The 14,059-nt window shown below is 68.9% G+C and carries 14 protein-coding genes; 3 read left to right on the top strand and 11 right to left on the bottom strand.

Features of this window, described 5'->3' with window-relative positions:
• Positions 1–53: 53 nt before the first annotated feature.
• The 3 genes from OG746_RS09985 to OG746_RS09975 all read right to left on the bottom strand — a co-directional run bounded on the left by OG746_RS09985 (position 54) and on the right by OG746_RS09975 (position 3,595).
• On the bottom strand, positions 54–776 hold the full coding sequence (locus tag OG746_RS09985; RefSeq protein WP_524540390.1) for an aggregation-promoting factor C-terminal-like domain-containing protein: 723 nt from the start codon (positions 774–776) through the stop codon (positions 54–56).
• Between the two features lie 417 nt (positions 777–1,193).
• Positions 1,194–2,519: an RNA 5'-3' helicase PhoH2 gene (gene phoH2, locus OG746_RS09980; protein WP_266713581.1), complete on the bottom strand. Its 1,326-nt coding sequence runs from the start codon at positions 2,517–2,519 to the stop codon at positions 1,194–1,196.
• 302 nt (positions 2,520–2,821) lie between these two features.
• The gene (locus OG746_RS09975; protein ID WP_266713579.1) at positions 2,822–3,595 is read right to left on the bottom strand and encodes an isoprenyl transferase; all 774 of its coding nucleotides are present in this window, start codon (positions 3,593–3,595) and stop codon (positions 2,822–2,824) included.
• A gap of 108 nt (positions 3,596–3,703) precedes the next feature.
• Between OG746_RS09975 and mgrA the strand changes: the two genes are divergently transcribed.
• Positions 3,704–4,741, top strand: coding sequence for an L-glyceraldehyde 3-phosphate reductase (mgrA, locus tag OG746_RS09970; RefSeq protein ID WP_266713577.1), 1,038 nt, complete (start codon positions 3,704–3,706; stop codon positions 4,739–4,741).
• A 472-nt stretch (positions 4,742–5,213) separates the two neighbouring features.
• Here mgrA and OG746_RS09965 read toward each other — a convergent pair whose 3' ends face one another.
• Positions 5,214–7,202: a heavy metal translocating P-type ATPase gene (locus tag OG746_RS09965; protein WP_266713575.1), complete on the bottom strand. Its 1,989-nt coding sequence runs from the start codon at positions 7,200–7,202 to the stop codon at positions 5,214–5,216.
• Positions 7,203–7,282: 80 nt separating this feature from the next.
• On the opposite strand from OG746_RS09965, the gene OG746_RS09960 reads away from it, so the two are divergent.
• On the top strand, positions 7,283–7,633 hold the full coding sequence (locus OG746_RS09960; RefSeq protein ID WP_266713573.1) for an ArsR/SmtB family transcription factor: 351 nt from the start codon (positions 7,283–7,285) through the stop codon (positions 7,631–7,633).
• Between the two features lie 69 nt (positions 7,634–7,702).
• On the opposite strand, the gene OG746_RS09955 is transcribed toward OG746_RS09960, so the two are convergent.
• Positions 7,703–8,395, bottom strand: a complete 693-nt coding sequence (locus tag OG746_RS09955) for a DUF6882 domain-containing protein (RefSeq protein WP_266713571.1) — start codon at positions 8,393–8,395, stop codon at positions 7,703–7,705.
• 64 nt (positions 8,396–8,459) lie between these two features.
• The gene (locus OG746_RS09950) at positions 8,460–9,251 is read right to left on the bottom strand and encodes a methyltransferase domain-containing protein (protein ID WP_266713569.1); all 792 of its coding nucleotides are present in this window, start codon (positions 9,249–9,251) and stop codon (positions 8,460–8,462) included.
• Between the two features lie 206 nt (positions 9,252–9,457).
• On the opposite strand from OG746_RS09950, the gene OG746_RS09945 reads away from it, so the two are divergent.
• Positions 9,458–10,768: a cytochrome P450 gene (locus tag OG746_RS09945; RefSeq protein WP_266713567.1), complete on the top strand. Its 1,311-nt coding sequence runs from the start codon at positions 9,458–9,460 to the stop codon at positions 10,766–10,768.
• A 159-nt stretch (positions 10,769–10,927) separates the two neighbouring features.
• On the opposite strand, the gene OG746_RS09940 is transcribed toward OG746_RS09945, so the two are convergent.
• The 5 genes from OG746_RS09940 to OG746_RS09920 form a co-directional block, all read right to left on the bottom strand.
• Positions 10,928–11,542, bottom strand: coding sequence for an OmpA family protein (locus tag OG746_RS09940; protein WP_266713565.1), 615 nt, complete (start codon positions 11,540–11,542; stop codon positions 10,928–10,930).
• 1 nt (position 11,543) lies between these two features.
• Positions 11,544–12,131, bottom strand: coding sequence for a hypothetical protein (locus tag OG746_RS09935; RefSeq protein WP_266713563.1), 588 nt, complete (start codon positions 12,129–12,131; stop codon positions 11,544–11,546).
• Positions 12,132–12,152: 21 nt separating this feature from the next.
• The gene (locus tag OG746_RS09930; protein ID WP_266713561.1) at positions 12,153–12,764 is read right to left on the bottom strand and encodes a pilus assembly protein TadG-related protein; all 612 of its coding nucleotides are present in this window, start codon (positions 12,762–12,764) and stop codon (positions 12,153–12,155) included.
• Positions 12,761–12,979 (bottom strand): hypothetical protein, encoded by a 219-nt coding sequence (locus tag OG746_RS09925; protein WP_524540389.1) that lies wholly within the window; start codon positions 12,977–12,979, stop codon positions 12,761–12,763. The genes OG746_RS09930 and OG746_RS09925 overlap by 4 nt, the downstream gene beginning before the upstream one ends.
• A gap of 177 nt (positions 12,980–13,156) precedes the next feature.
• Complete coding sequence (locus OG746_RS09920; protein ID WP_266713559.1) at positions 13,157–14,059, bottom strand: DUF5936 domain-containing protein; 903 nt, start codon at positions 14,057–14,059, stop codon at positions 13,157–13,159.

Raw genomic sequence — 14,059 nt, 5'->3', positions numbered from 1 at the left:
CCCTCACCGTGAGGACGGTGAGGGGCTTCGCGAGGTTGCGAACTACTGGTTGCTCAGTACCAGTTGTTGGCCTGCCAGAACGACCAGGCCTCGCAGGGGCTGCCATAGCGGTCGTTCATGTAACCGAGACCCCACTTTATCTGCGTGGCCGGGTTCGTCTGCCAGTCCGCGCCGGCCGACGACATCTTGGTGCCGGGCAGCGCCTGGAAGAGACCGTAGGCACCGGACGAGGCGTTGGTGGCCTTGTAGTTCCAGCTGGACTCGTGGTCCACGATGTTGCTGAAGCACTGGAACTGACCGGACGGCACCATCTGACGTGCCATCGACTGGACCTGGGCGGTGCTGTACGAAGCCTGGGTGTTGAAGTCGGAGGCGTCGCGGGTGGCCGAGCGGCTGGCGGCCGCCTTCTTGGCTGCCTCCCGCTCCTTGGCCTCCTTCTCGGCCTTCTCCTTGGCTTCCTTGGCGTCCTGTGCGGCCTGCTGCTTGGCGACCGCGTCCTCGGCTGCCTGCTTCCGGGCGGACTCCTCGGCGGTCTTCTGCGCAGCCGTGTCGGCCGCGATGGCCTGGGTCTGCGCCTGCTGCTTCAGCGACGAGGTCTGCACCTGCGCCTGCTGACCGGCAGGGATGTCAGCGAGGAGGGTCGAGTCGCTCGCCGCCGCTTCAGCCCCTTGGGTGGGCTGACCGGTGCTGCCCGAGGCAACACCCACGACGGCGCCGACTGTGGTGACCGCGGTGGCCGAGACCACTGCGAATCCCCGGACCGAAATCCGGCTCACACGGTTTCCTTCCAGCATCGCCCGCTTGACCGTGACCGTCGCGGACGCAATCGTGCCCCTGGCACTGGTCTCCCAACTGCGGGGTCACGGGAGACACGGGCCCGGTGGACAACTCCCGTGACGGGAGCGCCGCATGGTGCTCGGGCGGCATACGACGGCCTCTATGTAGTTCAGGTGCAGCGGGTGCTGCTGTGGTTTCGTACCGCTGGGGGCACGCAAGTGTCGTATGCGGGGCCTGACAGGACCGAGACTCTGCCGCATCGGAGCATGGCAAGGCAATTCCCCACCGCGTGTGAAAGCTCACACCCCGTTTGCCCCACGGGGTTTTCGGAAACGAGCACACGCCGCGGCGCCGCCCGGCTAGGCTCTCGGGCCTTGCCGAACGGCGCCAAAAGGGACGAACAGGCCCTGTACGGGCTAGATCTGACCGTCCTCCAGCATTTCGGTCACCAGGGCCGCGATCTGCGACCTTTCCGATCGGGTGAGCGTGACGTGCGCGAAGAGCGGATGTCCCTTCAGCTTCTCGACGACCGCGACCACCCCGTCGTACCGGCCGACACGGAGGTTGTCGCGCTGCGCGACGTCATGGGTGAGGACGACACGCGAGTTCGCCCCAATGCGTGAAAGGACCGTCAGAAGGACGTTCCGCTCCAGGGACTGCGCCTCGTCCACGATCACGAACGCGTCGTGCAGCGAGCGGCCCCTGATGTGGGTGAGCGGCAGGACCTCCAGCATCCCCCGGGCGGTGACCTCTTCGATCACCTCGCGCGACGTGACGGCGGACAGCGTGTCGAAGACCGCCTGCGCCCATGGCCCCATCTTCTCGGCCTCGCTGCCCGGCAGATAGCCGAGCTCCTGACCGCCGACCGCGTACAGCGGCCGGAAGACCATCACCTTCTGGTGCTGGCGCCGCTCCAGGACGGCCTCCAGGCCCGCGCACAGCGCGAGCGCGGACTTGCCGGTGCCGGCCCGGCCGCCCATCGAGATGATCCCGACGTCCGGATCGAGCAGCAGATCGAGGGCGATCCGCTGCTCGGCGCTGCGCCCCTTGAGGCCGAAGGCCTCCCGATCGCCGCGCACCAGGCGGACGTTGCCCTCGGGTGTGACGCGGCCGAGCGCCTTTCCACGCTCGGACTGGATCGTCAGACCCGTATGTACGGGAAGGTCGGCCGCCTCGGGAACGTAGAGGGTGTCCTCTTCGAAGAGGAGGTCGACCTGCTCGGCGGGCAGCGTCAGTTCGGACATGCCGGTCCAGCCGGAGTCCGTGATGGCGAGTTCGGCGCGGTACTCCTCGGCGAGGAGCCCCACGGAGGACGCCTTGATCCGCAGCGGCAGGTCCTTCGACACGACGGTGACGTCGTATCCCTCTGCCTGCAGATTGCGGGCGACCGCGAGGATGCGGCTGTCGTTGTCACCCAGTCGGTAGCCCGAGGGCAGCACGCTGGGATCGGAGTGGTTGAGCTCGACGCGCAGGGTGCCGCCCAGTTCGCCGGTAGGGATCGGCGCATCCAGGCGTCCGTGGCGGATCCGGTAGTCGTCGAGCAGGCGCAGTGCCTGCCTGGCGAAGTAACCCAGCTCCGGATGATGCCGTTTGGCCTCCAACTCCGTGACCACGACGACAGGAAGGACCACTTCGTGTTCGTCGAAACGGGTCATGGAGTTCGGATCGGCCAGCAGGACGCTGGTGTCGAGAACATAAGTGCGCCGGTCGGGCTTGCGAAGGCGCTTGTTACTGGTCACCACGGAAGGACGTACCCCCTCGGATGAGGTCGGGGAGCGACGGAGTTTTCGGGACCGGTTCGTGGGCCGCGTGCGCGGGCCGAGAACCGGCCCTCCAAGTCGTCATCCGTACTCATCTGCGTACGGTCGTCCTGGTGCAAAGGGCCTCCCGGGCGGACGGCCCCGTGCCGTCCGCTGAGATGCGGTGTCCTTGGCTCGGACACCGACTTGGAAGGCTTATTCCCTCGAACAAGCGCCGCCATGCAAAAGCACATGACGGCGCGTTCGTTAACTCCTGATGACGTACGTCTCCCGGTGACCGGGAGTCAGCCCCCGAAACGCCGGTGGCGCAGGGCGTAGTCGCGCATCGCGCGCAGGAAGTCGACCTTGCGGAAGGCGGGCCAGAAGACTTCACAGAAGTAGTACTCGGAGTGGGCCGTCTGCCAGAGCATGAAACCGGACAGCCGCTGCTCGCCGCTGGTGCGGATGACCAGATCCGGGTCGGGCTGCTCCTTGGTGTACAGGTGCTTGCCGATGGCGTCGACGGTGACGGTGTCGGCGACGTCCTCGAGCGACTGCCCCTTGTCCGAGGCGTCGAGCAGCATCGAGCGGACGGCGTCGGCGATCTCCTGGCGGCCGCCGTAGCCGATCGCGACGTTGACCACTATTCCGTCGCGCTCCGCCGTGGACTCCTCGGCCTCCTTGAGCACGGCCTGCATGCCCGACGGGAGGATGTCGGTGTTGCCCACGTGCTGCACGCGCCAGCGGCCGTCCTCCGCGAGCGTGCGCACGACGCCCTCGATGATGCCGAGGAGCGGGACCAGCTCTTCCTGGGGACGGTCGAAGTTGTCCGTCGAGAGCAGCCAGAGCGTGACGACCTCGACGTCCGTCTCGCTGCACCAGCCGAGGAACTCCTCGATCTTCGCCGCGCCCGCCTGGTGGCCCTGGGCGGTGGTGGATCCGGCGGCCTTGGCCCAGCGACGGTTGCCGTCCATGATGACGCCGATGTGCTTGGGCGCCTGATCGTGGTCAAGGTGGCCTTCCACCCGGCGTGCGTACAGCCTGACCAGTAGGCCGCGCAGCCTCTCGCGCAGGTTCACGGTCTCTTTGCCCTCCGTGCTGATGGGAGTCCCCGAAGGCGGAAGCCTACTCGGGCGTAGCTAGGTGTCGGCTGTGGGGTGTCAGGGACCTGACGTAGCTTCGTAGCCATGAACGACACCTCTCCTTACGTCGCCTCGGCAGGCCGGTACGGTTCCATGGAGTACCGGCGCACGGGCCGCAGCGGCCTGAAGCTCCCCGCCGTCTCCCTCGGACTGTGGCACAACTTCGGTGACGACCGCACACTTGCAAGTCAGCGTTCGATCCTCCGCCGTGCCTTCGACCTGGGCGTCACACACTTCGACCTCGCGAACAACTACGGGCCGCCGCCCGGCAGCGCCGAGCTGAACTTCGGCAAGATCTTCGCGCAGGACTTCGCCCCGTACCGGGACGAGCTTGTCCTCTCGACCAAGGCGGGCTACCGCATGCACCCGGGCCCGTACGGGGAGTGGGGCAGCCGCAAGTACCTGATGTCGTCGCTCGACGCGTCCCTGAAGCGGATGGGCGTCGACTACGTGGACATCTTCTACTCGCACCGCTTCGACCCGGACACGCCGCTCGAGGAGACGATGGGCGCGCTCGCCTCCGCCGTTCAGCAGGGCAAGGCGCTGTACGTGGGTGTGTCCTCGTACACCAGCGAGCAGACGGCCGAAGCGGCGCGCCTGCTGCGGGAGATGGGCGTCCCGGCGATCATCCACCAGCCCTCGTACTCGATGCTCAATCGCTGGACCGAGGACGACAATCTGCTGGACACGCTGGAGGCGGCCGGGATGGGCTGCATCTCCTTCGCGCCGCTCGCGCAGGGGCTGCTGACCGGCAAGTACCTGAAGGAGATCCCGGAGGGTTCACGCGCGACGCAGGGCAAGTCGCTCGACCCGGACCTGCTGAGCGAGGACGTCGTCCGCCGGCTGAACGGGCTGAACGACATCGCGCAGCGTCGCGGCCAGTCCCTCGCGCAGATGGCGCTGAGCTGGGTGCTGCGGGACGAGCGGATGACGTCGGCGCTGATCGGCGCCTCCAGCGTCAAGCAGCTGGAGGAGAACCTGGCCGCGCTCGAAGGTCCGAAGCTGACCGACGAGGAGCTGACCGAAATCGACTCGTTCGCCGTCACCACGGCGGGCACGAACATCTGGAACGGCCGGCGCTGAACTCCCGTAACGGGAGTGGGGGTTGACCCGGGGAAGTCCGGGACAAAAAACGGGCCGGTCCGTGGGGGGGGATACGGACCGGCCCGAGGGGGGGTTTCCACCATAACCCTTCGTAAGTGCGGACGCTCGCATCGGCGCCCCACAACTACGCTCCGAAGTCGTACGGCGACTCCAGGAGGGGGCTTTCAAGCCGCCCCGCAGCAGGTTGGACGGGGTTCGCGGCCCCGATTCGGGGGATCCTCCGCCCCCGGCGTGGCGTCCCTCTCCCGTGTCACACGCGTGGTTGACGCGGGGGCGGCCCTTCGGGCTCCGCCACGGGTGAATGGCGTGATTGCGGCCGGAGCACCGCGCAGCCCCCTCCACTGCGCGGTACCGACGCGCAGCTTTGCTCGCGCGAATTGCCGTTGGTCTGAACTTACGTGATTCTTAGGCCGCATTGGATCGCGTATCGATAACGATCCGGATCGGTTGCTCAGTGCGTCCAGGCGCGCTCGCGCAGCAGGCGCAGGCCGTTGAGGCCGACCAGGACGGTGGAGCCCTCGTGCCCCGCGACGCCGAGCGGCAGCGGCAGATGCCCCGCCAGGTCCCAGATCACGAGCCCGGCGATGAACACACCCGCGATGACGAGGTTCTGGACGACCAGGCGGCGCGCGTTCCTGGACAGCGCCACCGTGCGCTCCAGGGCGCCCAGCTCGTCCCGTACGAGGACGGCGTCCGCGGTTTCGAGGGCCAGGTCGGAGCCGCCGCGGCCCATGGCCACGCCGGTGTGCGCGGCGGCGAGCGCGGGTGCGTCGTTGACTCCGTCGCCGACCAGGAGGACGGTGCGGCCGGCGTCCGCCAGTTCACGTACGGCGTGCGCCTTGTCGTCGGGCAGGAGGCCTGCGCGTACGTCGCCGGGGGCGATCCCGACCTGGTGGGCCACGGCCGCCGCGGCGTGGGCGTGGTCGCCGGTGAGGAGGATCGGGGCGGTGCCCGTGCGGGCGGCCAGTGCGCGGATCGCCTCCGGCGCGGTGGGGCGGAGTGTGTCGGTCAGGGTGAGGCGGCCGGCCAGGGTTCCGTTTACCTGGACGGCGACCTCGGTGCCGGGGGTTGTTGTGGGGTGGAGGCCCATGTGGGGTGGGGAGCCCGCGGAGATTTCGAGGGGCTTGTCCGCGGGCTCGGCGGAGGCGGCGATCGGTGCGCAGTTCCCCGCGCCCCTAGATACCTTGCCCGAGACGCCCTTTCCGGGAGTCGACTCGAATGCCTCTACGGGGTACAGGGGCAGAGAGCGGTCTGTTGCCGCCCTTACGATCGCCCTGCCCACCGGGTGTTCGCTGTGTTGCTCCACCGATGCCGCCAGGGTCAGCAACTCGGCCTCCGTGTACGGGGGTTCGGGGTGGAGTTCCGTCACCTGGGGGACGCCCTCCGTCAGTGTTCCCGTCTTGTCGAAGGCGACCGTGTCGGTGCGGCCGATGCGTTCCATCACCACCGCCGACTTGATGAGCACGCCGTGGCGGCCCGCGTTCGCGATCGCCGACAGCAAGGGCGGCATCGTCGCGAGCACCACGGCGCACGGCGAGGCCACGATCATGAAGGTCATGGCCCGGAGGAGGGCGTCGGTGAGCGCGTCGCCGAAGGCCAGCGGGACCAGGAAGACCGCGAGGGTCGCGGCGACCATGCCGAGCGCGTAGCGCTGCTCGATGCGCTCGATGAACAGCTGGGTCGGCGCCTTGGTGCGGGTGGCCTCCTCGACCAGGGCGACGATGCGGGCGATGACCGTGTCGGAGGGGTCGCGGGCGACGCGGACGCGCAGCGCGCCGGTGCCGTTGAGGGTGCCGGCGAACACCTCGTCGCCGACGGTCTTGGGTACGGGCAGGGGTTCGCCGGTGATGGTGGCCTGGTCGACGTCGCTCGCGCCGTCGACGACGCGGGCGTCCGCACCGACGCGTTCGCCGGGACGGATCAACAGGACGTCATCGATGGCGAGTTCGGAGGCGGGGACGGTCTCCTCCGTCCCGTCGACGGTGAGGCGGGTGGCGGTCGCGGGGGCCAGGTCGAGCAGTCCGCGCACGCTGTCCTCGGTGCGGGCGGTGGCGAGGGCCTCCAGGGCGCCGGAGGACGCGAAGATCACGACGAGCAGGGCGCCGTCCATGACCTGTCCGATCGCGGCGGCGCCGAGTGCGGCCACAACCATGAGCAGGTCGACGTCGAGGGTCTTCTCGCGCAGCGCCCTGAGGCCTTCGAGTCCGGGCTCCCAGCCCCCGGCCACGTACGCGACGGCGTACAGCGGGCCCCACAACCAGGCGGTGGCGCCCAGGAGTTGGAGCGGGAGGGCGAGGAGGAAGGCGGCGGTCGCGGTCGCCGCCCAGCGTGCCTCGGGGAGGGCGAGCAGCGGGGTGCGGGAGCCGTGGGTGGCGCGTGGCGCGGCGGGGGCGGTCGCGGCGGCCTCGGCCGGTGCGGAGGCGGACACGGGTGCAGGCATGGGGCTCACGATACAGGAACACATGAAGACCTCTTCATGCATGCCATGGCAGACGGTCGTCACCTGGATACGATGAGCCCATGGGCCATGGAATCGATCACAAGAGCAGCACGCGCGAGCGGCTCGACGCCGTGGGCGCGGCGGATGTCGCGGCGACGCTCCAGGCCCTCGCGACCCCGTCCCGGCTGCGCATCCTGGCCCGCCTTCAGGAGGGGCCGTGTGCGGTCGGCGACCTCGCGGAGGCGGCAGGCCTTGAACAGTCCGCGTGCTCGCACCAGCTGCGGCTGCTGCGCAATCTGGGCCTGGTCAGCGGTGAGCGCAAGGGACGCTCGATCGTCTACGCGCTGTATGACGACCACGTCGCGCAGCTTCTCGACCAGGCGCTTTTCCATGTGGAGCACCTGCGCATCGGACTGCGCGACGAGGCGTAGTTTTCTGCGGTCGCGGTTTCCTGCGGTCGCGGTTTTCTGCGGTCGCGGTTTTCTGCGGTCGCGCCGCCTTCAGTGCAAGGCGAGGCGGATGCCGGCGATGCGGCCCGCCTCGTCGAAGCCGATCTCGGCCGGGACGGAACCGGGCAGCTCCGCGGCGATCTGCCCGCCGTTGTCCCGGTACGCCACCCCGTGGTGGTCGAAGAAGCCCGCGACCAGGCGCCTAGCGTCGACCCCGAGCAGGCCCTCGGCCTGGACGAGCGTGCGCGGCAGCGTGACCGGGTCGAGAGGGGCGCGCGGCACCTGCGGGTCCTCGGGCAGGAAGTAGACCTGGGTCTCCGGGTTCGCGGGCACGCCTATGTAGCCGGGAGCGCCCGCCACGCCCATCCCCGCGAAGGCGAGGGTCTCGGCGGCCCGGCGGGGGTCGGGGAAGCCGGACAGGTCGAGCACCTGGGTCGTGAACTCGGCTATCCCCCGGCTCTGGCCGAATCGCCCCACCTGTTCGGAGAGCGCCGCGACGGGCGTGCCGCGCAGTTCGGGGTTGGCCCAGCCCCACATCCACGACCGCTGGGCGGCGTCATACGTACCGAGAACGCCGACCCGTATGTCCACGTGGCCCTGCCGGTAGCGGCATGTCGGCAGGTCGGCCGTCCACGACGCCCCTTCGGGCAGGAACCCCATGAGAGCTTCGAGCTGAGCGCCACCCCACGCCGCGTGCCGCTCGGTCTCGTACAGGAAAGCTTGGCTGAATTGCGTGTGGCTCATGGGGCGGGACCTTACGCGAGACGGCTGTAGAGGCCAGAGTTACGGAGGTGGCCAGAGGCGCCAGTTACGGCTTGCGTGCCTCGATGAGATGGCGGCTGCTGTGGGCCACGAACGACCCTTCCCGCTTGATCTGCTCGTGCAGCGCCCGGAGTTGGGAATCGTAGGCGTCAACTGTGAAGCCAGGGACCATCCATACGACCTTGCGCAGAAAGTGGACAACGGCCCCGATGTCATGAAACTCGATGCGCAACCGCTCGGCGCGCAGGTCGACGATCTCCAGTCCGGCCGCCTCCGCCTCGCGCTGCTCCGCGTACGGGTCACGCCCCTCGCGCACCTCGGCCGGCTGCGGCCCAAGGAAGTACTCGACCAGCTCGAACACGCTGCTGGGGCCCACGTGTTGGGCGAAGTACGTGCCGCCGGGGCGCAGCACGCGGGCGATCTCCGTGAAGTGGGCCTTCACCGGATGGCGGGCGGTGACCAGCTCGAAGGCCGCGTCGGCGAAGGGCAGCGGGGCGTCGTCGGGCGAGGCGACGACGACCACGCCCCGGGGGCCCAGGAGGCGGGTGGCCTTCTCGACGTTCGGGGGCCACCCCTCGGTCGCCGCCATCAGGGACGGCAGCTTCGGGGCCAGGTTCAGCACCTCACCCCCACCGGTGTGCAGATCGAGGGCGGATTCCGCACCGACGAGCCGCTCCCCCATGAGGCGGGCATACCCCCAGGAGGGCCGCTCCTCGGTGGCCCGTCCGTCGAACCAGGAAAAGTCCCAGCCCTCGGTGGGAGCGGCGACGGCCTCGGCGACGAGCTCTTCGTAGGGGCGGTCCGCATGAGTGGGACGAAGGTTGTCGGAAGTGGTCATGCTGCGCATGATCGCAGTCACACCCGGTCGGATTCATCTCGATTTCGCCGGTACTGGGGGTAGCCCCCGGGTGGGGGTGGGGGTTGGCCCTCTTCCGTAGAACAGGGGGATCGCACGTACCCTTGGCGTTCCCCACCGGCATTCTCCAGCCCCACACCTCCATCAGGCCCGTCCGTCCTACCGCCTCACCGCAGAAATGCGAGCACATGTCCGTACGTTCCGCGATAGCGACCTGGCTGACCCGCCTCTACTTCTCCCGGCTGCGCAGAAAGGGGGGAAGCCTCGACCTGTCCGTGCTGTCGAAACTCCCCGACGCCGCGCTGCTGCCGCTGCGCCGCGAGGGCGTCGACCCGGTCCCCGAGATCGGTGCGCTGCGCGACCGCGAACCCGTCAGCAAACTGCCGATTCCCGGCATGACGGTGTGGCTGGTGTCCGGCTACGACGAGGCGAAGGAGGTCCTCGGCAACGCGAAGGCGTTCAGCAACGACTTCCGCAACCTGGTGGGGGTGGGCGGTGCCGAGGCCGAGCAGCACCCCGGCGGCCTCGGCTTCTGTGACCCGCCGGACCACACGCGGCTGCGCCGCCTGTTGACGCCCGAGTTCACGATGCGCCGCCTCTCACGGCTCACGCCGCGCATCCACTCGATCATCGAGGAGCAGCTGGCGCATCTGGAGAAGGCGGCCCGGGAGTCGCCCGACGGCACGGCCGACTTCGTCGAGCACTTCGCGATGCCGGTCCCCGCGCTCGTCATCTGCGAGCTGCTCGGCGTCCCGTACGAGGAGCGCGACGCGTTCCAGCAGTTCTCGGTCGCCCGCTTCGATGTGCTGGGCGGCGCGGGAGCCTCCTTCGGCGCGGTCTCCCAGTCGCTCGACTACCTCCGCGGCGTCGTCGCGGAGCAGCGCCGCAACCCGGGCGAGGGCCTGCTCGGCATGCTGGTGCGCGAGCACGGCGACAACATCACCGACGAGGAGCTCACGGGCCTCGCGGACGGCGTCCTGACCGGTGGCCTGGAGACGACGGCGAGCATGATCGCCCTCGGCACCATGATCATGCTGAAGGACCGCGAGCACTTCACGGCGCTGCGCGACGCGGAGGACCCGGCGACGGTCGCGGCACCCTTCGTCGACGAGCTCCTGCGCCACCTCACGGTCGTCCAGACCGCCTTCCCGCGCTTCGCGCGCGAGGACACCGAGATCGGCGGGGTGCCGCTCGCCGCCGGCGACATAGTCATCGTCTCGCTGAGCGCGGCGGACCGCGATCCCCGGCTCGGCGGGGCCGACGACGATATGGACGCCTTCCTCCCCGCGCGCCCGCCCTCCTCGTCCCACCTGGCGTTCGGCTACGGCATCCACCGCTGCATCGGCGCGGAACTCGGCAAGATGGAACTGCGCGCGGCCTTCCCCCAACTGGTGCGGTGCTTCCCGGAGTTGCGGCTCGCGGTGGAGCCCTCGGAGCTGGAGTTCCGGAAGCTGTCGATCGTGTACGGGGTGGAGCGGCTGCCGGTGTACGTGGACTGATCCGGCGACGGTCCCTGCCACCGGTGCGTGGGGCTGTGACCGCGAACTACGGCCTCTTCGTAGTCCTCCGTCACAGTCCCGTGTTCGCGTGTTCGCGTGTTCGCGTGTTCGCGTGTTCGCGTGTTCGCGTACTTCCGTACTCCCGCGGGCCTGTCCGCGTCAGCTCGACTTCGGGAGGGAGACCTCGACCCTGCGGTTCTTCTTCCGGCCCTGCTCCGAGTCGTTGTCCGCGATCGGGTAGTCCTCGCTGTAACCCCTGACCTGGAACGTGATGTCCGAGCCCTGCGCGCCGAGCGCCGCGGTCAGAGCGTCGTGGACGGCTTCCGCGCGGTTCTTGGAGAGCTTGAGGCCGTGGGCGTACGAGCCGAGGTTGTCGGTGAACCCGAAGACGCGTACGGAGCTTGCCTTCTGGTTCTTGATCTCGTCGGCGATCGCCTGGATCCGGGAGTTCCCGTCGGGGTTCAGCTTCGAGCTGTCCTTGGGGAAGAGGACCTCGGCCTGAAGGGCGAACGTCACGTCCTCATTGGTGTCCGTACGGCGCTCCTCGCCGGAGAGGTCCTCCACGACGGACTTGATGTCCAGGACCTTGGCGGGGGCGAGGGTGGCCCCGTCGGCGAGCTTGAGCCCGGGGTTGTTGGCGTCCACGTCCGGGGGTGCGGCGGTCGATCCGGTGCCGGGCGGGGTTGACGGTTCATCGTCGGCGTGGGCCACCACTGTGCCCGTGGTGAGCAGGAGGGCCGTGAGCGCGGCCGCGGTCAGGTGACGTCGGGGCATGTCAATCGCCCTCGGTGATCTCGATGGGGGCGGGAGGCATGCCGCCAACCTGGAGACTGACCTTGGTGGTGCCCTCGGCCGGGGCCGGGAATTGGGCGTACCAGTCCTTCGTCTCGCCATTGAGCACACCACCCGTGAAGCGGGTGCACAGGCAGCGCCCCTGGGTGTCCCTCAGGACGAGGTACTTCTTCTTGCCGGCCTCATCAACGAGCGCAGCACCGGCCATCGAGCCACCGTTTGACGCCAACTCCTTCTCGTCGCCGCGCCAGTCGACGACCGCCCACGGCTTGCCCGTGTTGTTCGTGACGGTGCCCTCAACGGTGAGGAAGCCTCCCCCATCCCGCTTCGCCGATGTGACGGACAGCGCGATGCCGCCCTGCCCTTTCACCTCGGCCAGCGGTTCCGCGGACGGCGACTGTGACTCCTTCTGCTTGTCGCCGCTCTCCTGCTGCGCCGGGGCGGAGGATTTGGGGGCGTCGTCCGCCTTGTCGCCATCGCCTCCGCAGCCGGCCACGGAGAGGACCAGGCCGGTCGTGATCGCCACCGCGGCCAGCGCCCGGCGGGTCGTCGTAGTGCGCCGAAGTTTCATCGCTACGGCTTCCCTCTCTCGTCAGTCGGCAAGGCGGACGGCGAACAGGTCGGACGCGTCCGGCAACTCGTCCAGGTCGAAGTCCTCGGGGTCAAAGTCCACCGTCTTACCGTCGCAGGTGAGTTGCAGGGGCTTCTTCGGGTCGGCGTCCAGCGGAACGTCGCAGCGTGGCTGTACGACCGCCGTGGCGTGCGCCTTCGCCCGCTGGTTCTCCGTGCCGGGAATGATCGTGTCTCCCACGGTGTGGAGGGTCTCCACGCCTACCTCGTAACCCGGGTGGCCGTTGACCTTCGTGAAGGCCGGGCCGTTCACGACTTCGGCGTCATTGGCCGCTGCCAGACGACCCGCCGCGGCCCCCGGCGCACCGTCGTCCTTGGGGTCCATGCCGTCCAGCCAGTCCAACCAGTTGTCGCCGCCTTCGAGCGCGTCACCCAGCCCCAGCATCAACTCGTCGCGCGCGGACTGGGCAGCCGCCAACGCCGCTGCGTCTGCGGCCGATTGGGCGCCGTTGCGCGCCGACGCGGCCTGGGCAAAGGCGAAGAAGGCGAAGGCGGCGAAGAGCAGGATGGCGGTCAGCCAGATGTAGATCGGGAGGGTCGATCCCCGATCACCACAAAGGTGCGACGAACTCAACCACCGATGACGTTGTTGATGGCGCCCAGGATCGCGTTGGAAATCATCCCGTCGAGCCCCAGGCCATCGATCGCCACGAAAATCCCCGCGATCAGAATCATCAGCCCCGCGTACTCCACAAACCCGGCCCCGGAATCCCGCCGAGCCCCCCGAACCCGCTCTCCCAGCGTATTGGTCCACGTCACCCACACCCCGAGCAGTTTGTCCCTGATCACGGGAGCCCCCTTTCACCACTTCCGACACTTTCGCCAAGGCAACCAAATCAACACACGCAACGTACGTGGAGCGCAACCCTCTGCACCCGTATTCGCCAAGTAAGGGGTCGCGCTTGACCGGAAGTTGTCGGCGCGTTGCGTCGCCCGTCATCGCCGGAACCCCCTTACGTAGGACACTCAACGACCCAATACCGAGCCGAAGTTGGTTCCGGAACCGAGGAACATCCCCGTTCCGATCAAGATCATCGTCGCCGGCAACATGAACACCAGCGTCACCATCGTCGCCTTCGGAATCGTCTTCGCCGCACGGCGGCGGGAGTTCTGGGCGTCCGTGCGGCGCATGTCCGTGGCGAGTTGGATGAGGGTGTCCGCGATCGGGGAGCCGAGTTCCTCGCCCTGTTGCAGCGCCGAGACGAACTGGGCGACCTGTTCGGAGGCGTTGCGGCGGCGGAGTTCGTCGAAGGCCTGGCGGCGGGGGACGCCCATGTCCATCTGGCGGAGCGTGATGCGGAGTTCGTCGGCCCACGGGCCCTCGTACTTCTCCGAGACCCGGTCAAGCGCCTGGCGGAAGCCGAGGCCCGCCGAGACCACCACCGCGAGGACGTCCAGGAAGTCGGGGAGCGTGCGGTCGATGACTTCCTTGCGGTCGCGGACCGCCTGCCAGATCAGCGCGTCCGCCGCCAGCGCGCCGAAGGCGAGGGTCAGGAGCCCGAAGAGAGGGCTGTCGGCGGAGAGGAAGACCAGGCCCATGATCAGGCCGAACATCCCGTACACCGCCCTGCGCGCCGCGTAGCGGTCGATCGTCAGGCCGCCCGGGTTGCCCGCCATGTCGATCTTCCGGCGCTTGGCGTCGACGCGGCGCGGGCCCATGAGGCGCAGCACCAGCGGCGCGAACCGCATGCCGATGCGGTCGACCGCGGAGCCGGTGGTGGAGACCCGGCTGGCGCCCACCTCCAGGGCCAGGGCCAGGTCGCTGGGGACCTTGGCGTCCGCCCGGTACATGCGGATGCCCAGGCAGATCCCCAGGACCGCCACCCCCGTAAGGGCCGCGAGGAGTACGCCCATCATCGTTGTCGACAT

Source organism: Streptomyces sp. NBC_01016 (assembly GCF_026341035.1).
In the GTDB taxonomy this organism is placed as follows: Bacteria; Actinomycetota; Actinomycetes; order Streptomycetales; family Streptomycetaceae; genus Streptomyces.
Note: the sequence above shows the minus strand (reverse complement) of the source record. Positions and strands in the feature narration are given on the sequence as shown.